At 41.4% G+C, this 18,926-nt stretch carries 20 protein-coding genes; 11 read left to right on the forward strand and 9 right to left on the reverse strand.

What is annotated here, in order from left to right:
• The first annotated feature begins 116 nt into the window (after window positions 1-116).
• Entirely contained in the window at window positions 117-953 is an 837-nt protein-coding gene (locus J8M00_RS16985; protein ID WP_211011721.1) for a pirin family protein, read from the forward strand.
• Window positions 954-1,077: 124 nt separating this feature from the next.
• Window positions 1,078-1,842 carry an alpha/beta hydrolase gene (locus tag J8M00_RS16990; protein ID WP_211011722.1) on the forward strand — a complete coding sequence of 255 codons (765 nt, stop codon included), beginning with the start codon at window positions 1,078-1,080 and terminating at the stop codon, window positions 1,840-1,842.
• A 78-nt stretch (window positions 1,843-1,920) separates the two neighbouring features.
• Here the strand turns inward: J8M00_RS16990 and J8M00_RS16995 are convergent, their stop codons facing one another.
• Window positions 1,921-2,394: an NYN domain-containing protein gene (locus J8M00_RS16995; RefSeq protein WP_211011723.1), complete on the reverse strand. Its 474-nt coding sequence runs from the start codon at window positions 2,392-2,394 to the stop codon at window positions 1,921-1,923.
• Between the two features lie 121 nt (window positions 2,395-2,515).
• Between J8M00_RS16995 and J8M00_RS17000 the strand changes: the two genes are divergently transcribed.
• Complete coding sequence (locus J8M00_RS17000) at window positions 2,516-3,271, forward strand: SDR family oxidoreductase (RefSeq protein ID WP_211011724.1); 756 nt, start codon at window positions 2,516-2,518, stop codon at window positions 3,269-3,271.
• A gap of 74 nt (window positions 3,272-3,345) precedes the next feature.
• On the opposite strand, the gene J8M00_RS17005 is transcribed toward J8M00_RS17000, so the two are convergent.
• Window positions 3,346-3,555, reverse strand: coding sequence for a GrpB family protein (locus tag J8M00_RS17005; RefSeq protein WP_211011725.1), 210 nt, complete (start codon window positions 3,553-3,555; stop codon window positions 3,346-3,348).
• Window positions 3,556-3,740: 185 nt separating this feature from the next.
• Here J8M00_RS17005 and J8M00_RS17010 point away from each other — a divergent pair, with 185 nt between their 5' ends.
• Complete coding sequence (locus J8M00_RS17010) at window positions 3,741-4,208, forward strand: GNAT family N-acetyltransferase (RefSeq protein ID WP_211011726.1); 468 nt, start codon at window positions 3,741-3,743, stop codon at window positions 4,206-4,208.
• Here J8M00_RS17010 and J8M00_RS17015 read toward each other — a convergent pair.
• Both J8M00_RS17015 and J8M00_RS17020 read right to left on the reverse strand, forming a co-directional pair.
• Window positions 4,190-4,729 (reverse strand): dihydrofolate reductase family protein, encoded by a 540-nt coding sequence (locus J8M00_RS17015; RefSeq protein ID WP_211011727.1) that lies wholly within the window; start codon window positions 4,727-4,729, stop codon window positions 4,190-4,192. The two genes, J8M00_RS17010 and J8M00_RS17015, sit on opposite strands and share 19 nt — an antisense overlap.
• Window positions 4,730-4,831: 102 nt before the next feature.
• A complete protein-coding gene (locus tag J8M00_RS17020; protein WP_211011728.1) occupies window positions 4,832-5,407 on the reverse strand; it encodes a DJ-1/PfpI family protein in 576 nt (191 codons plus the stop codon).
• Window positions 5,408-5,765: 358 nt separating this feature from the next.
• Between J8M00_RS17020 and J8M00_RS17025 the strand changes: the two genes are divergently transcribed.
• The gene (locus tag J8M00_RS17025) at window positions 5,766-7,928 is read left to right on the forward strand and encodes a M3 family metallopeptidase (protein WP_211011729.1); all 2,163 of its coding nucleotides are present in this window, start codon (window positions 5,766-5,768) and stop codon (window positions 7,926-7,928) included.
• A gap of 89 nt (window positions 7,929-8,017) precedes the next feature.
• Here the strand turns inward: J8M00_RS17025 and J8M00_RS17030 are convergent, their stop codons facing one another.
• A complete protein-coding gene (locus tag J8M00_RS17030) occupies window positions 8,018-8,407 on the reverse strand; it encodes a response regulator (protein WP_211011730.1) in 390 nt (129 codons plus the stop codon).
• Window positions 8,408-8,594: 187 nt separating this feature from the next.
• Between J8M00_RS17030 and J8M00_RS17035 the strand changes: the two genes are divergently transcribed.
• Window positions 8,595-8,843: a Rho-binding antiterminator gene (locus tag J8M00_RS17035; RefSeq protein WP_211011731.1), complete on the forward strand. Its 249-nt coding sequence runs from the start codon at window positions 8,595-8,597 to the stop codon at window positions 8,841-8,843.
• On the opposite strand, the gene J8M00_RS17040 is transcribed toward J8M00_RS17035, so the two are convergent.
• Together J8M00_RS17040 and J8M00_RS17045 are read right to left on the reverse strand one after the other, a co-directional pair.
• Window positions 8,840-9,304: a GNAT family N-acetyltransferase gene (locus J8M00_RS17040; RefSeq protein ID WP_211011732.1), complete on the reverse strand. Its 465-nt coding sequence runs from the start codon at window positions 9,302-9,304 to the stop codon at window positions 8,840-8,842. The genes J8M00_RS17035 and J8M00_RS17040 overlap by 4 nt on opposite strands.
• A 268-nt stretch (window positions 9,305-9,572) precedes the next feature.
• Entirely contained in the window at window positions 9,573-10,370 is a 798-nt protein-coding gene (locus J8M00_RS17045) for an MBL fold metallo-hydrolase (RefSeq protein WP_211011733.1), read from the reverse strand.
• 233 nt (window positions 10,371-10,603) lie between these two features.
• Between J8M00_RS17045 and J8M00_RS17050 the strand changes: the two genes are divergently transcribed.
• From J8M00_RS17050 to J8M00_RS17065, 4 genes are all read left to right on the forward strand, one after another.
• Window positions 10,604-11,635, forward strand: coding sequence for a DUF4097 family beta strand repeat-containing protein (locus J8M00_RS17050; RefSeq protein WP_211011734.1), 1,032 nt, complete (start codon window positions 10,604-10,606; stop codon window positions 11,633-11,635).
• Window positions 11,636-11,884: 249 nt separating this feature from the next.
• Window positions 11,885-14,047, forward strand: a complete 2,163-nt coding sequence (locus tag J8M00_RS17055) for an ATP-binding protein (protein ID WP_211011735.1) — start codon at window positions 11,885-11,887, stop codon at window positions 14,045-14,047.
• 255 nt (window positions 14,048-14,302) lie between these two features.
• Window positions 14,303-15,037 (forward strand): glutathione peroxidase, encoded by a 735-nt coding sequence (locus J8M00_RS17060; RefSeq protein WP_211011736.1) that lies wholly within the window; start codon window positions 14,303-14,305, stop codon window positions 15,035-15,037.
• A gap of 67 nt (window positions 15,038-15,104) precedes the next feature.
• Window positions 15,105-16,553: a dihydrolipoyl dehydrogenase gene (locus tag J8M00_RS17065; protein WP_211011737.1), complete on the forward strand. Its 1,449-nt coding sequence runs from the start codon at window positions 15,105-15,107 to the stop codon at window positions 16,551-16,553.
• Between the two features lie 35 nt (window positions 16,554-16,588).
• Here J8M00_RS17065 and J8M00_RS17070 read toward each other — a convergent pair whose 3' ends face one another.
• Window positions 16,589-17,341, reverse strand: a complete 753-nt coding sequence (locus J8M00_RS17070) for a substrate-binding periplasmic protein (RefSeq protein ID WP_247687432.1) — start codon at window positions 17,339-17,341, stop codon at window positions 16,589-16,591.
• Between the two features lie 569 nt (window positions 17,342-17,910).
• On the reverse strand, window positions 17,911-18,102 hold the full coding sequence (locus J8M00_RS17075; RefSeq protein WP_211011738.1) for a hypothetical protein: 192 nt from the start codon (window positions 18,100-18,102) through the stop codon (window positions 17,911-17,913).
• A gap of 190 nt (window positions 18,103-18,292) precedes the next feature.
• Between J8M00_RS17075 and J8M00_RS17080 the strand changes: the two genes are divergently transcribed.
• On the forward strand, window positions 18,293-18,832 hold the full coding sequence (locus J8M00_RS17080; RefSeq protein ID WP_211011739.1) for an isochorismatase family protein: 540 nt from the start codon (window positions 18,293-18,295) through the stop codon (window positions 18,830-18,832).
• The last annotated feature ends 94 nt before the right edge of the window (window positions 18,833-18,926 follow it).

Raw genomic sequence — 18,926 nt, forward strand, 5'->3', positions numbered from 1 at the left:
CACTGTAATTCTGCATTTATTCTTTTTTACAGAATGTTCTCTTCGCTTTTTGTCAATTTTATTCGTATAGATAGCAACATAAAGTAGCTTCATTGGCGCACATAAGCGAGGTAACTATGAAGATTTTAAATGTAACAAGATCACACTCAACGCAAGACGGCGCAGGAGTCAAAATACAGCGTATCGCCGGTTTCGACGGGAAAAGTCTAGATCCGTTTTTGATGATAGACGAACTTAAATCAAGCAATTCGCAAGACTATATAGGCGGCTTTCCTGCCCATCCTCACAGGGGGATTGAGACTTTTACGTACATACGCAAAGGCGGATTTGAGCATCAAGATCAGATGGGTAATAAAAAAGCGATTCAAGCAGGGCAAGTTCAATGGATGAGCACTGGCCGAGGCGTCATTCACTCAGAAATGCCGTTGGCCGATGCACAACATGGTATGCACGGCTTTCAAATCTGGTTAAACATGCCCGCAAAAGACAAGATGAACACACCCAAATATCAAGATTCAAGTGACCGTGTATTGCCTTCTATCATCAATCAAAGCGGCGCACAACTCACCGCACTTGCTGGCAGTTGGACTGAATCGCAGCAGACTATTTCTTCTGGCCTAGATGAGTTGGCTGGTGCTGGCGCAATTAGCGATATCTGGCTGCAAGCACACAGCGCCATGCACCTCGATTTGTCCCACTACGGAAAAGTATTGCTCTACATTCATACAGGCGCTTTGAAAGATAGCCGCCATCAATCCGGCTACTTGCTTAACATAGACCCTCAAGCGCCAATTCATATAGAAAGTGGAAACCAAGAAGTGGGACTTTTATTATTAGCAGGCCAACCTATTAACGAGCGCATTGCACACATGGGTCCATTTGTAATGAATACTCAAGAAGAGCTTAAACAAGCTGTTAGGGATTACCATGCGGGTAAATTTGGTGCTATCTAAGCGACAGAGTCGTTCGTTTCTATAATTCTTATTGATAGCTACAAAACCTGTTTTTTCATGCGTTTACTATTTATTGAAGGCGGCGTATACTCGCGCCGCACAATATCTAAGGGAATGTAGTACGATGAAAAGAACAGTTTTAGCACTTTTAATAACAATTGCGGCCAATGCCAATGCGTCGGAACAACCACTCAGCGTATTGCATGATAAAGAACGCAATAGAGCTGTGCCCATTGAGATACAATCGCCTAAAACAAACAGTCATTGCCATGCAAAAAAACCATGCCCCGTGGCATTCATTAGCGCAGGCTACGGCGTCCCTCACCAAGATTACCAATTTTTAAGTGAAACCTTAACCAATCTTGGCTACTTTTCCGTCGCAATTAGGCATGAACTGAAAACCGATCCACCGCTATCTGTATCAGGTAACTTGTTTCAAACACGCCAAGAAAATTGGCTACGTGGCGCCAAAACGATTGAGTTTGTCCGCACAAAGTTAGCGCCTAGCTATCCACAGTATGACTTCGATAATTTATTGCTCGTGGGTCATTCCAATGGAGGAGACTTATCTGCGTTATTAATAAATCAAGGCAAAAGTTATATTTCTGGCTTGGTAACATTAGATCATAGGCGCGTACCGCTTCCTCGCAACATAAACGTTTCGGTACTGTCTATTCGAGCGAGCGATTTCCCCGCAGATGAAGGTGTCTTATACTCAAGCAGAGAACTCAAAACATATCCAGGCTGTGTGATAGAAGTTCCAGAATCTAGGCACAATGATATGACAGATCATGGGCCTATATGGTTGAAACAAAAAATACAACGCCTGCTTGGTGGCTATTTAAAAGGGCAGTCTTGTAGCACCCTAAAGCGGCGCTTAACCACCTAATAAATATTCAGTGAGCGTGCAAATGCAAGCGGAGCAAACACTCCTCTTGCTTTCAAACACAGGTAATGTCGCTCAATTCTATAGTAGCAAAGTGTCTTCAATAGGTATAAATCGGGATGCTGCATTCATTAAACTAGCAGCTGTAAGTGATGGGACACCATACACATGAGCCTCAGCTTGGTATTTGTCTCGCACGGTATTGAGTAATATATCGAAGTCACCATCTCCTGATGCTAACACCACAATATCTGACTGTTTGGCAGCCTCCAACACATCTATCGTAATTCCAACATCCCAGTCACCTTTTGCCGAGCCATCGGCACGCTGAATAAAAGGCTTTAATTTCACCTCAAATCCAATTGCCCTAAGAATGTTTTGAAACTGACGTTGCTTCTCATCGCCTCTATCAATCGCGTAAGCATATGCATTTACTACTTGACGATTATCCGTCACCTCAGCCCAAAAACGATTGTAATCAAAGTTGCGTTTATAGGCACTTCGTGTGGTGTAATAGATGTTTTGTACATCCACAAAGATACTCACTGTTTGCATTCTAGGCTCTCAATGTAAATCGACGATTATGACAAGGATAAGTCTAACATCAATGAAAATAATAGACACAGCGTAAAGCAGCTATAGTTAATATGACTATAAGTATGAAAAGGAATGTATTATGAGTACAGGTTTGAAAGATAAAGTTGTCGTAATAACGGGTGGCGCAAAAAATATGGGGCAGGCTTTTGCCTTAAATCTTGCTAAACAAGGCTGTGATATTGTCATTCATTATCACAGTGACAGCTCTTTTATAGAAGCTGAAAAAACAGCACAAAAAGTCACAGAAATGGGACAAAGAGCACTCGTGATCCAAGGGGATCTCACTCAGCAATCTCATGTTATAAATCTTTTCACACAGACAAAAGAAGCATATGGAAAGGTCGACATTGTTATAAATAATGCGGGCCAAATCTCTAAGAAAGCCTTTATCGACTATACCGAAGACGACTTTAATCGATTATTTAACATAAACTGCAAAGGCGCTTTTTTCGTTATGCAACAAGCGGCGCAATACCTCGAAGACAATGGCAGAGTGATTAATATCGGAACCTCTCTTTTGGATGCGTTTACTGGTAATTATGCACTGTATGCAGGCTCAAAAGCGCCGTTAGAACAATTTACTAAAGCGCTCGCGAAAGAAGTTGGTGCAAGGGGGATCACCGTAAACATGATTTGTCCTGGTCCCATCGATACTGATTTTTTTCATCAGCAAGAAGACCCAGACTCTGTGGCCTTTCTAAACACAGCCAGTGTCGCAGGCAGATTGGGAAAGGTAGAAGACATCGTTCCTATTGTGGAATTTATCGCCTCCCCTAAATCGCAGTGGACAACTGGGCAAACGCTATTGATTAATGGGGGCTTTGTTACACGATAGAGTGCTGATGATAAATTTAGATAGCTGGGCAAGTCTTTTACTTGCCTTAACCTCTCATAGTCTCAGTAGGCTTTTCACAGCTCTAATACATTTTGAATAAATGGCCACTTTTCACGTGTGAATGCTTCTCTATTGTCGCGATTATTCTGAGCCAAAGACAGCTTCAATTGCGCATACGGATCGGCAAGTGCGCGATTACCACGCAACCTATCTCGAAATTTTATTCTTTCAATTTCAAACTTATCTAGCCAAGTTGGCTCATAGTCAAACAGCTCAATTTTCATGTAATTGCCCCACACCTTTACACTATCATGCGACTTCACCTAACAAACTTTTGGTCATAACAACATCATCTACTTATGTTTATCAGCATACCTTTTTTGTCACGTAGCCATGTTAATGTCGCCATTGAGTTGTTTCAGTAGTCTCACATTACGCATTCCAATATACAGATAGCTAGGATGAGCACATGAAAATAACACTTCAGCCCGCTACCGAGTCAGATAAGCCATACCTCCTGTCATTGAGAAAAAAAACAATGACAGAGCACTTAGAACGACAAGGCATATTCCTGTGCCATGAAGCACATATCAGCCGCTTAGAAGAACACTTCCAAGGTTCAAAAATCGTGTTTATTAACAGAGATAAAGTCGGATGCTTAAAATACCATGCAAGCGATGAACGCCTCGAAATTATGCAATTGCAAATTGCTCCCCAACATCAAAATCAAGGGTTTGGCACCGCCATATTGCGCTGCCTCCTCACCCAACATGCTCATACACCTGCATATTTAACTGTTCTTAAAGGCAACCCAGCTATTCGGCTCTATCGGCACCTAGGATTTAATATCTGCTTTGAAGATGAATTTGAATACGAAATGGTGTTGTATGGGGCTAATTGTCAACCCCCTTTACAGCGCTACCTCGATTCTATTTGATAATGCGACTGCACCAATTCTCCCAATAGAACCGACGTTGCCAATAAACTTATTTTACAATTGAGTGGTTGCTCTGGTAACCACTTTAGTCCCTTTCCTAACACCACCGGTACTGTTATAACAATCGCTTCATCAATTAGCCCTTGGCTCAAAAAGTTTTGTACCAACTTGCCGCCATCAATATACAGCCTGTCATGGCCCAATTGATGAAGCTGAGCAATAACCTCACGCTCACTCGCACATACAAGATAGGCCTTACCTTTACTTTGCTGGGGCAGCTGTTTTAGAGACTTGCTGAGCACAAAAACCGGCTTATCATAAGGCCATTGACCGTACTTCATCACCTGATCAAATGTATTCCTTCCCATCACAATTGCATCTATATCCGCCATAAACGCGCCAAACCCTAGATCACTGTGGTTTGGGTTGTCTATTTTAGATAACCAATCTATGTTGCCCTGCTGATCTGCAATAAAGCCATCAAGGCTTTGTGCCAAATATACTGTATTCTTTTTGCTCATTACTTTAACCGCTTGCCTTAGCCAATGACTAAGTATCGGCTAAAAGTATAGATATATTAGCAACTTTGGCAAAATTTTTAGTGCTCAACGAAATCGCTTCTGTTACAGCTCTGCCCATAGATAATCCATCTGGTGAGCTGTCTTTCGCGCAACATCGAAACCAAACCTCTTTTTTACCATATCGAGACTCATGTCAATGCCCGATGCAACACCTGCTGAGCTAGTAAAATTTTGATCTGTGACGAACCTTTTATCGTTAATCACTAATAAATGTGGGTATTGTTTGCTCAGCTCGTCTACCCGCTCCCAATGAGTAGTGACCGTTTTCCCTTCGATCAGTCCGGCTTTTGCAAACAAAAAGACACCACTACAAATTGAGGCACAGTGTCGTGTGTGAGTTGCGGTTTCCGCCAACCAATCCAATACTGCTTGATTATTAATCATGCGATCTAACTTTCCACCAGCGACAATTAACAAATCAAATCTTGGATGACCGTGAATACAAAAATGAGGGTTTATTGACAAGTCCCCGCGCGCTCTGATGGGCGAATTACTCGGAGCTATCAAACTGACGTTTATAGGGCGATTTGCGATACGTGAGGCGGTGCTAAATACCTCTAGTGGACCACAAAAGTCCAACGCTTCAACACCGTTATATATAAAGATACCAATTTCCATGACTTCATCACGGGTTTACAGTATGTGTAATTTAAAGTGGCTCAATTTTAGCCAACAATCAAGAGAAAGTTTTATGAACACATTTAAAATTCACGGCTCTCTACCATAGAAAAATAAATAATTTCACCAAACTTCGATGAATAGTAATTTAAAAGCGATAAACTCAGTGCAAAAAATCGATTTCACATTTTGCAATACTTTAACTGTCAATCCCATTTGCACTTTATACTGATTACAGTACTATGTTCCCGTTATAGCAAGCTTGTATCTCCATAAGAATAAGATATAGGGACCAATCTTTGGTCAATATTGCAACTCAAATACTCACAATTATCAATCCAAGCAAACTGAGAACACTATGAAATTAAAAATGTCATTTTTGAGCGCAGCAGTGTGTTTAGCGCTAGCAGGGTGCACAGCGACACCAAGCTCACAAGACTCAGCCCAAGTTGAACAAGTCAAAAAACAATACAACAACCATTTGCTGAAAGAATACACAGGCCCTTATCAAGGTGTTCCACAGTTTGGCGAGATGAAACTCGAAGACTTGGTACCCGCCGCTGAAATCGCAATTGCCGAAAACTTAGCGGAGCTTGAAGCTATTGTGAATACCTCAGATGCTCCAACATTTGAAAATACCATTGCTGCACTTGAGCGTTCAGGTAGCGCCACAAATCGCCTTTACGCTTATTTTGTCACGTACATTACTAATCTCTCTTCGCCAGAAGTACGCGAACAACAAGCAGTTGTAATGGCTAAGTTATCTGAATTTGAATCTAAACGTAACCAAAATAAAGCACTGTTTCAGCGTGTAAAAGCTGTTTATGAGGGTGCAGAATATAAAACCCTAACACCTGAACAGCAACGAGTAACATGGACTCAGTACAATAGCTTCGCGCGCCATGGTGCAACATTAGAAGGGCAGGCTGCTGAGCGCTATGCAGAAATTAACCTCGAGCTATCAAAGTTATATACTAAGTTTGGTAATAATGTCCTTGCCGATGAAGAAGGTTACACTACTTTCTTAACAAAGGATCAGCTATCTGGTTTACCACAAGCATTTATTGATTCAGCTGCGAGTGCTGCTGAGAAAAAAGGCCAGCCGGGTAAATTTGCGATCACCAATACTCGCTCTTCTATGGATCCGTTTTTAACCTACTCAACAGAACGTGAATTGCGTAAAGCTGTTTGGCAAAATTACTATAGTCGCGGTAACAACGCTGGTGAACACAATAACAAGGCCGTTATTTCAGAGATCTTAAAACTACGCCGTGAACGCGTTGAGCTACTTGGTTTTGAAGACTACGCTCAATGGCGACTAGAAGACCGCATGGCGAAAAATCCCAAGAATGCCATCGCTCTGATGGACAAAGTGTGGCCAGCTGCAATTGCACGCGTGAAAGAAGAAGTTGCGGACATGCAAGCAATTGCGGATAAAGAAGGCGCAAACATCAAGATCGAGCCTTGGGATTACCGTTTCTATGCTGAAAAAGTGCGTAAAGCCAAGTACAGCTTAGATTCAAACGAAATTAAACAGTACCTACAGCTAGACAAATTAACTGACGCGATGTTCTATGTTGCGGGGCGCTTATTTAATTATGAGTTCTCACCTATCCAAGACGGGTCAGTACCTGTTTACCACCCAGATGTCAAAGTGTGGGAAGTAACTGACAAAACGACTGGCAAGCACATTGGTTTGTGGTACCTTGACCCATTTGCTCGTCAAGGTAAGCGCTCTGGCGCATGGGCTGTTTCTTTCCGCAGCCACACATCTATCGATGGCAAGACAAACGTTCTGAGCACCAACAACTCAAACTTCGTAAAAGGCCCAGAAGGGCAGGCGACGTTAGTTTCTTGGAGCGATGCAGAAACCTATTTCCATGAATTTGGTCACTCTCTGCATGCATTGTCTTCAAATGTAAAATACCCTAGTTCAAACTCTGGTGTACGTGATTACACAGAGTTTCAATCTCAGTTGTTAGAACGTTGGTTATCAACAGAAGAAGTTATCAATAAGTTCTTACTTCACCATGAAACAGGCAAGCCGATGCCACAATCTTTGGTTAAAAAGATCAAAGAGTCTTCAACTTTTAATCAAGGTTTTGCCACTACAGAGTACCTAGCATCGGCCATTATGGACATGAAATTCCATACCACAGATCCAGACAAGATCGGTGACCCAGTTGCATTTGAGAAAGCGCAACTTGAAGCGATTGGCATGCCAAGCGAAATTGTTATGCGCCACAGAACAACGCACTTTGGTCATGTTTTCTCAGGTGAAAGTTATGCGACCGCTTACTATGGCTACCTATGGGCTGAAGTACTGACTTCTGACGCAGCTGAAGCCTTTGCCAATGCACCAGGTGGTTTCTACGACAAAGATGTTGCAAAACGCTTAGTTGACTACCTATTTGCGGTTAGAAACGCAATGGACCCAGCAGAAGCCTATCGTAAATTCCGTGGCCGTGATGCCGACGTAAGCGCCCTGATGCGTGACCGTGGTTTTCCTGAAACCAAATAAGGTTAGGTTTTAAATAATAAAAAGGGCATAATTTACATGCCCTTTTTATTGCTATTGACCCGTCCTAAATAGCGTTGACACTTTTCAAACTATTCACATAATTGACCGTGCTCATCTAACACTTTAATTCGCTTGAGCTGCTGTATTAGAGTTGCCATATTGAATGGCTTTATGACAAATCCATCAACTTTTTTCAGCAATATTTCCTGTACCCGCTCTTTGCTATTTTCGCAAGTTACCATTAGCACAGGTACTTTTGCCAATTGAGGCGTATCCCTAATGGTTTTTAACAATGTTAATCCGTCGACATGTGGCATATTAAGATCTGAGACAACCAGCTGATATCTGCGTCTACCCAACAACGTCAGCGCTTGTTTTCCATCGATTGCTTCGTCAATATCATCAAAGCCTAGCTTTCTAAGCATATTAATCATCACATGACGCATAGACGTCATGTCATCAACCACCAAAATTCTCATCTTATATCCCTATCAGCACGCTTGGATTAAGTGTCGAACTTCAAAATTAGACAATTTTTAGCCACTTGTCTAACCCCTTTACAGTAACATCCAAATCCAGTGCGACGACCAATATTTTTACTCAAGCAGGACGCTTCAACTATGATAAAATTTAACGATACAATTCATCGGTCTAAAGGGAAGGAAAATGCGCTGTGAAGAGACAGATCTCATTGAAGTAGCATGTATGAAGCACTTTATACTCAATGTCACCACACCCAGTAAAATGTATCAGGGTATGGCGAAAGACATCGTGTACAATAGCCAGCGAACACAATGCCTACTTATAGAGCAGGACGGACAAGAGGTCCTTATTGAGATGGACTCAATATTAACGCTCACATCCTTAACCCAAAACCCTTTTTTTAAATCGATTAACTTTAAAACTGAAAATTAATCAGGCTGTAGTGACAAAGACATGAATACACTGAGCGGGTTGTCCCTGTATAAACCAAATCGCTCACACCTTTCAAACCCAAGTGATTCATATAACTTAATTGACTCTTCTTGTTTCACCCCAGTTTCCAGACGGATCAAGGGGATTTGAGCATCGCCAGCATAGTGTAAAAGGATCTGCATAATACGTTTTGACAAGCCTTTACCACGAAAGCTTGGTTTAACATACAAACGCTTTATTTCACCATATAAAGTTTTATCAAACTGTTTGACAATGGCACCACATGCCACAATCTCTGATTCATTTTTCAAACCCACCGCTCGAACATTAGGCTGGTTTAACTCCGCAAGTGCCAGCGACTGATCGCTCGCGATTGGATAAAGGGTATTCATTAAGCGATCTATTTCTGAAAATAAATCTTGTACGTTAGGATCATCAGACGTTAGCTCTACTAGCTGCATAGGGTCCCTTTTACATTGTTATTTTGTCGCTCGCAAACTTTGCGAATACACCATTATTGGCTGCATACATTATTATCACAACAAGTCATGAGTCGAGCTCTGTGGTATTCCAGCCCCGATAAAATTAAAGGCCGTCGCTCATGTAAACAATTCAGTGTAATCTAATTTGACGCAAGTATAACGGAAAATAGTTTAAATGTTATTAAAATGCGATTTATCGCGGGAAATGGGTACAAAACAACTCAAAACGTCCAAAAAGTCGCCTTAGTTAGATAGGCAGATTTTGGCTATGTTTAGTCAACTGAATAGGCTGCATTGCTCTGGCATATTTTAACCCTGCTTGCACAAAGGCATTTCTATCCTGCTCACTGTGGTAATGATAAGCCCACAACCTGTTAAGCTGTGAGTAAGAGTACTCTCGTATTAAATCTTCTATCCCGCTATGACTGGGATTACCTTTTACAGCACAATCATGCAAGATGACTTCGCCGTCAGAACTGACATGCGTTAATAACTCTGGAATAGGACGAGTGTCTCCTGAATAGAATACAATGCTAGGTATATGCAGTGCAAAAGCAGAGTTTGGCGCGTGGTGGCGAACAGGGTAGGTCCAGAGCTTAACCCCCAGATGCCAAAAAGATTCAGACACCGGGTGTAAAACAAAGGTATGCCATACGTCGACTTTGGCTTCTGCTAACTTTGTGTATCTGAGCATCGCACACAGCTGCTGCACTAAAAATACTGGCACATATAGTCTGACTTTGTGCTCAGAAATGGCTGCCTTAAAATATAGTTGCTCTAAACCACCAATATGGTCGTAATGTAAGTGAGTGATAAAAACAGCGCTTGGCAAGCTATCTGGAAATGCCTTTTCATATCGACATAATGTATCGTGGCCACAGTCTATTAGCAGCCAAGGCACTGAGCGACATTGCAACACACAAGCAGAATTCCCCAGCTCTGCAGAGCTTGCGTCACCCACTCCTAAAAATAATGCAGTATCTGGAAAACTCTGTGTATCAAAGGGCTGTGCTAAGGGCGGTGAAACGGGCATGTCTTGCAACATTCTCAACCTCTTTTGTCTGCAGCTCTTACCCAAAGCTACTCGCACATATTGACAATGTCATGACATCAAATTGGCGAATTTGTTAAATTAAAAACTAAAAAGTGGTCAAAAATACAATTTAGTCATTACTTTATAAATAAAAAGCACTAAAAATCATATAGTTAAAATTATTGAATTTCTGGCCCTATCTTTGCTCTCTATACTGCTCAATTTACAATTAAAAGACTCATCAGATGAAAAGAATCATTACTCCTATCGTGGCCGGTTTGCTACTCAGCGGTTGTGTTGTGCATGTTAGCGGCAATGCGCATGACGATTTAGTACAGCAAACCCAAACGCTTTCACTCCCTGCTCATAAATTAAGCCGCATAGCCATTGATAACAATGCGGGAAATATTGTAGTTAAGGGTGTTAAAAGCGCGACATCCATTTCATTAACAGCCAATATTTTCACTACATCTGATAGAAGCTACACGTTATCTTTGGATAAACAGGGTGATGCTGCAAAACTGATTGCCAAACATGACGCTAAGATAAAAGTGTTTTGGTATACAGAGCACAGCCCAAAAATCGACATCGAAGTCACTGTACCTGAACATTTCCTCGTCAATGTACAAGATGACTCGGGCCATATCTCGATTTCTAATGTTGAGGCTGTGACAATCGATGATAACTCAGGTCACATTGAGTTAACCAAAATCCGAGGCCAAATTGAGATTGATGATGACTCAGGCAGTATTTCAATTTCGAACGTACTTGGTAACATCCGAATTGAAGACCAATCAGGCGACATTGCCATCGATTCAGGAAAATCCGTAGAAATTGAGGATGACTCAGGCGATATCACTCTTCACAATATTCTTGGCGCAATACAATTAAAAGATGGTTCCGGTAAAATTGAAATACGTGGTGGCAAGTCTGTAAAAATTGAAGATAATTCAGGTGATATCACGCTTAGTGATGTTGTGGGTGCCATTACGGTAAACGATGGCTCAGGTGAAATTGAGATCAACGGTGGCTTATCGGTTGACCTAAATGATGACTCTGGTGATATTCGAGTAGCCAATATTGCAGGAGATGTAAACATCATTGATGGATCGGGTGATATTTCAGTAGCCCGAACACAGGGCCAAGTTGTTATTGAAGACGACTCAGGCGATATCGAAGTACGCGATGCTCACCAATTGGATATTAAAGAAGATGGTGCTGGTGAAGTAAAAATTTCCAATGTAAAGCAAGTGCACAATATCAATAGCAATGGTTGAGCCAATACCTATCTAGACAGCTGTGCTAGCTGTATGCTCGTATAAGAAGCATACAGCTCACTGACAATATAAAAAATTCTTATATCGAAACAACAGTCCAATAAATTGATATGAGTGCTTATGCAAAAGGTGCCAAAAGCATGCAAAAAATGCATATCAATTACGCGTTGTTAATAATAATTACCTATATCCCCACTCTTCAAGTTCTCATAATATAGCTCTTTTGCTTTTTAGTCCTATGGGATCACGGTGTTTAAGCTTCTTATATCTACGTGTTTATTTTCTCTTTCAATTGCCAGCTTTGATACACAATCATCGGAGCACTTTGAGCAATATAAGTCTCAAGCAGAAGCCAAAGGCAGGAAAGATAGACATGCATTGCTTGAACAGGCGTATACATTACTTGCAGATCCCAATTTAACAGCAGAACAGCGCACCTATGTACTGCACCGCAGCGCACTTCACTTTGTCAGAACCAATCAATTTTCAAAAGCAGCAGCCCGCCTCGAAGAGTTTTCGGCTCATTTGGCGCAATTTCCCAATACCGTTTTTCTTGGGAAATACCACTGGGTAGCAGGGGACCTAGCCGTCCTTGTGGGAAATAGTAAGGACGCTAAGTATCACTTTGAACAAGCGATATCTCAGTTTTCCCAAACCAAAGACGTGCGCATGCAAAGCCATACTCATCGAATGCTCGCCAATGTTTTATCTGAGCAACGAGATTATTTCCAAGCCTTATCTCACGTGTTTCAGGCAAAAGATAAAGCCAACCGTATTAATAACGTACATTTATTTAGCGCCGCCCTAAGCACAGAGGCGCGTATATATCGTGACTTTAATCAATTCGACAAAGCACTGGATGTATTAAATCAACAACTAGAGTTTCAAACAGGGCAACCTAATGTCAGTTTGACACACATTTCATCAACCTATTACAGCCTCGCACGTATCTACGAAAAGCTATTTGATCACCCAGCAGCAATCGACGCATTAAATAAAGCCTACGATATCGACACCAAACTTGATGACAAAAACTATATGGGTGTCGCAAAACTGCACATTGCAGAGCAATACATTGCCCTCAAAGATCTGGCCGCTGCCCGCAAAGCTATCAATGAAGCAAGCACGCTTTTCGAACAAGTTGAAAATGCCAAGAACATAGCTAAGACAAATGCCATAAAGGGCCAAATTGCACTGGCTGATAACAACTATACCAAGGCAATAAAATTGATAACACAGTCGCTTGCACAATTAAATGAGCAAGACAACGTGAGCGTATTCAAAAGATATCAAGTATATCTAGGTCAAGCATTGGCACATGTTCGGCCCAAAGAAGCTATCGAGTTGCTGCTAAAGCTACACGATACGACTAACAATGAAGTTAACTTGCAAATACTGCAGAGCCTTGCTGTTGCGCATAAGTATCTGGGCGAGTTTGAACAAGCGTTGTCTTATCAAGAACGTGCTTTCACAATGAAAACACAGATTGATAAAATCGCCATTTCCACTCGCTTGGAAGCCAAAAAACTCAACAGCGAAATAGGTCTAAAGCGACTTGAAGTCAACGAGTTGCAAGCAGGGCTTGCCAAACAACAAGAAGATACAAAAACACGTACAGTTGTTCTTGCTGCCGCAATTATTGTATTGATTAACTTTATATTGCTGTTTTACCTATATCACTTGAAACGTCGTCGAGTAATGGAAAAAGAAGCTGAGTTACTGAGTCAAAGTTTAAGCCTCAAGCAACAGCTACTTGCTGATGTATCCCATGAATTGCGCACACCTTTAACAGTTTTAAAGCTGAATATTGAAGCGCTGGAATACAACCTAACCGAAGACCCAAAAACCACCTATCAGGTGTTACAACGTAGGTTAGATATGCTCAATACGCTGATTGCAGATATTTACGAATTAGCCCAAGCAGATACCAATAACTTACGCCTTGAGTTTGAAACTTGCCAAGCACGTTCACTGTTCGATGACCTTGCCGTTGCCATAGCGCCTATTTTGGACAACTCTGATATCAATGTCGTATATGTCAACCAGTTACCTGACTCCTTACACATTGACTGTGACACGAGTCGATTAAATCAAGTTTTCAATAACCTAGCGAGAAACAGCGTACACTATACAGACCAGCCTGGAGAGATTAAAATCAGTGTTTTCCAGCAGCAGCAAACTGTGGTTTGTCACTTCGAAGACAGTGCACCGGGCGTAAGCACAGAAGCACTTGGCAAGCTGTTTGATCGCTTGTATCGCTGTGACAAGTCTCGCAGTCGAGACCTAGGAGGTTCTGGTCTTGGTTTGTCCATCTGTGAAAAAATCATCGAATTACACCAAGGCAGCATTGAAGCCAAACACAGTGAGTTGGGTGGCATCATCATTCAATTTACCTTACCTATAAAATCATAACTCGCTCACAGGCCGCCAAACTAATTTTTATCATCTCTATTGCCTGTAATTCAGGCCCGCAGAACGACGTTGACTGCTTGTCAACGTTAGGCACGGCTAATCAATTTGTCATTTAACGTCTATATTTTGAATATGCTTTGATTTGACCGGCACCAACCAATCATTTTTTTTGATTGGTCTGATTAATTCAATCAAATATACAAATCACCAATCCGACGACATAATAGCTCCATCAACTTTCGAGGAGAATATAAAATGCTAAATAATATTGAAGGCCAAAACGTTCCAACTGTCACTTTTCCTGTTCGTGTAGGTGAAGAGTTTCAGCAAATTACATCAGATGAATTATTCAAAGGCAAAACTGTTATTGTCTTTTCACTACCTGGTGCGTTCACGCCAACATGTTCTTCAACCCACTTGCCTAGATATAATGAACTGGCAAATGTATTTAAACAAAATGGCGTAGACGACATTGTATGTATGTCAGTAAACGACACTTTTGTAATGAATGCTTGGGCAAAAGACCAAGAAGCTGACAATGTCACTCTTATTCCTGATGGCAATGGTGAGTTTACAGATGGTATGGGCATGCTAGTCGATAAAAGCGACCTTGGCTTCGGTAAGCGTAGCTGGAGATACTCTATGCTTGTTAAAAATGGCGTAATCGAAAAAATGTTCATCGAACCTGATTTGCCGGGCGACCCATTTGAAGTATCTGATGCAGACACCATGCTTGAATATATTAACCCTGAACAAAAAAAACCTGAGCCAGTTTCAATTATCACAAAGCCAGGTTGTCCATTCTGTGCTAAAGCAAAGGCATTGCTCAGTGAAAAGGGTTTAGCGTACGAAGAGCTAGTGCTTGGTCAACAGGCGAGCTTAACCAGCCTAAAAGCTTTGTCCGGTCGTGAAACTGTGCCTCAAGTATTTATTGGCGGAGCACATATTGGCGGCTCAGATGACTTAACAGCCTATTTTGAAAATAACTAACAACCAGCACTGTAAAGGGGCATGACAGCCCCTGAATACTACTTTTCCAATCTTTAGTGAGGTAATAATGAAACAGCTTGAAACAGATGTCGTTGTGATTGGTGCAGGTACAGCTGGCCTTAGTGCTTATCGGAATGCTAAGCAATTTACACCCAATGTGCTGATGATTGAATCAGGTAAGTATGGGACAACTTGCGCACGTGTTGGTTGTATGCCAAGTAAACTGTTAATAGCTGCAGCGGAAGCTGCCCACAACATAGAACAAGCCCCGCAATTTGGTGTAATGAGCGAGCCTGCCAAAATTGACGGCCGAGCCGTGATGGCACGAGTACGTAGTGAAAGAGATAGATTTGTTGGCTTTGTTGTGGACGCAGTCGAAGAGTTACCCGCTGAAGATCGGATTATTGGACATGCCAAATTCTTAGATGATCAGCGTGTTCAAATTGACGACCACACAGTGATCACTGCAAAACGCTTTGTTGTTGCTACAGGCTCCCGACCCAATATCCCGAAGCCTTTTTTAGCTTTTGGCGACCGACTTATCATTAATGATGACGTTTTTGATTGGCAGGACTTACCTGAGTCAGTCGCAGTATTTGGACCCGGTGTTATAGGCTTAGAACTCGGCCAAGCACTTCATAGACTAGGCGTAAAAGTGAAGCTATTTGGAGTTGGTGGAAATATAGGCCCGCTTACTGATCCCGTGATCCGAGACTATGCAAACACAGTGTTTGCAGAAGAGTTCTACGTAGATACTGATGCTAAAGTATCGGATATGAAAGTAGTCAATAACAAAGCACAACTCACTTATATAGATAGACAAGACCAAGCGCAAACGGAGCAATTTGACTATGTGCTAGCGGCAACGGGTAGAGTACCCAATGTAGATTTACTAGGCCTTGAAAATACATCTTTAGAATTAGAAGATCATGGCGTGCCCCTAGCAGATCCGCATACCATGCAATGTGGAAGTAGCCATATATTCATCGCCGGAGATGCAAGCGATCAAATCCCACTGTTACACGAAGCAGCCGATCAAGGTACGATTGCAGGTGTTAACGCTGGGCGTTATCCAGATATACGTAACGGTTTAAGACGTACACCAATTGCGGCAGTATTTAGCGACCCACAAATAGGAATGGTAGGTGATAACTATGCACAACTTACTGCTAATTACGGCGAGTGTGGATGTTACGAAATAGGTGAAGTCAGCTTTGAAAACCAAGGCCGAAGCCGCGTTATGTTGAAAAATAAAGGCCATATGCGGGTCTATGCAGAGCAGGGGACCGGCCTATTTTTAGGTGCCGAGTTTGTAGGACCTGCGGCAGAGCACATCGCCCATTTACTTGCGTGGGCTATTCAGAACAAGATGACCGTACCACAGATGCTCGATATGCCATACTATCATCCAGTGATCGAAGAGGGAGTCCGAACAGCATTGCGTAACGTCAATGCAAAATTGAAATTTGGCCCAGACATAATTAAACACTGTTTAGAGTGTGGTCCGGGTGCATAGACACATATAGTTGTAACAGCAGAGTGAGTGAAAACTCACTCTGCTTTGCTGTAGAAGTATTCTGGATCGAAAATTTCTGGCTGGCGGCGCTTAATGGTTTTAAGTGCGTCATTCATTTTATCTACAACATGTTGATCTACCGCTTTGTTACACGCAAACCCTAAATAAGACGAGCTCAAAGGCATCACTATTCGATAGTGTTTTGGATTAATGCCAGCTCGCTTAAATTGGTATCTCGCAATGACGTCTCCATAAGCAATGAGATCTATGCGTTTTAATTTTAGCATTTGCACCAACTCGAACCCCGACGCCAAAAACACTAAACTTTCCTTATCAATACCAGCTTGGCGTAACAATTGGTGACCAATATCATTTTTCACTACGCCTATTTTTAAATTGCCAATATTTTTTAAGTTTGAGAGCTTATAGCTAGTCTCTTTATGACCAATGATTGCAACATGATTGTCCATTGTCGGACCAATAAACTGAAATAGCTTGGCACGCTCTTCTGTATACGTCATAGAAAATATGCAGGCATTGCGATTTGACAGAGTCATTTGGTATGCCCTCGGCCAAGGTAATAACATCACTTCATTGTCGTCAAATTTCCATCCTAAATCTTGGTAAATAAGCTTGAGCGCCTTAATTGAGATCCCTTCAACTTGACCATTCACATGGTAGTTGAATGGAGGATAGTCTTCTGTAAACCAAACAAGTTTCGGCTCTTTAGCCAATGCGCCGTGCGCCAACATCACTACAAATAAAGTAAAAGCGAATCTAAACATCATATGGTTTCCTAATTCTACTTTAAGTGTAGATGCTAACGCTCAGTTTGTAAGGCAAGAGTAATTTGATTATTCCCCTCATGGAACAATATGGTTGGTCTATGGATGCGTGTTGGCTGTGTAATTGCGATGTACTTTTCTTAACAAGTTTTTGTATGATTGCGATTTAATGACGCTGCTTACCCGCTAAAAAAAACTCTACTTTTCCACAGCGCTTACATGCAAACATATCAAGTTGCTCTTTGTTGATGAAGAACTCAGCAAGATTGCCTAACAAGCCCCCAACTCATACTCTAATATTTAAAACCTAACCCTGACAAATGGACTCTAGAGAATATAGCAAAAAGAGATTAATCACTAATACTTTCAAACACTTGGCTTTACCTGTATTGACTACTCAAAGCTTAATCCTAGATTGACGTACACAGATAAAAAAAGCAGCTTACGCTGCTTATATAATATTAAACTTCAATTATGCTTTCTTAATCGCTTTTTTCAGCTTTTTGATTTTTGCTTCATGCTTAGCAATTTTTTTAATACGCTGCTGCACTTCTTTCTTTAGCTTTTTAACTTCAACTTTTTTCGCCATTATTATCTCCTTTAAGTGTTTTTTGCTTAACTTTGTGTTTGCTCACAAACCTTTTAATGAACTTTCTTATTTCACGAGATGAGCTCGTTTCAAGCTCATTACAAAGCGCGACAAACTCATCTCGCTGGGCTTTGTTTATTCGCACAAGTAACTGCGCATCTTTATTTTTTGCCATACCCGAACCTTTTTTGTATATACAAACGTATATACAAATCCAAATAGTGTCAATGAATATATTGGATAAAAAAACACCCAACCTGCGCCATGTCCTAATATGACCTAATCTTGTCGAAAACACGTATCTACGCCTGATTTCAAAACCTTTATATTTTTAGGAGTTCCAATAATCAACACAGATAAAAACCATGACAAAAGCACTTATTATTATTGATACTCAAGACTCGTTTTATGAAACAGATTACTGGCAAGACAAAGACTTTGACGCATTTAAAAACAACCTAACGTGTTTAATCAACCACTTCACCGCTACAGAGCAACCAATTGTCAAAGTCCTGCACAGCAGAGAAGATGCGATAGGTAGCCCGTTCAACCCAAGCTCTGGGCTTGTAAAACCAATGGATTTTCTACCACAACAATTTTCTAAGGTTTTTTATAAATCGGTTCACAACGCTTTTACAGACACTGGGCTTGAAAATTGGCTGAGACGCAATCAGATTGATACGCTCGTCATTACTGGGATCAGAACTGAGCAATGTTGTGAGACCACAACCAGAGTAGCATTTGATTTAGGGTTCAAAGTGGAATTTGTCACTGATGCAACACTGACATTTGACATGATCTGTCCTACAACTGATATTCAGTACTCCTCTTCTGATATACAGGCAAAGACAAACTTAGTGCTAGCCAATCGATTTGCATCGATCCGCAAACACAGTGACTATTAACTGTTTTCTTGTACAAAACAAGTAAATTCCATGCTTGTTTTTATCACATATTTCTTATCACGCCGATACGCTTTATGATACGGCGTGACTTTAA

It is taken from the genome of Pseudoalteromonas luteoviolacea (assembly GCF_018100925.1).
Classification (GTDB): Bacteria; Pseudomonadota; Gammaproteobacteria; order Enterobacterales; family Alteromonadaceae; genus Pseudoalteromonas; species Pseudoalteromonas obscura.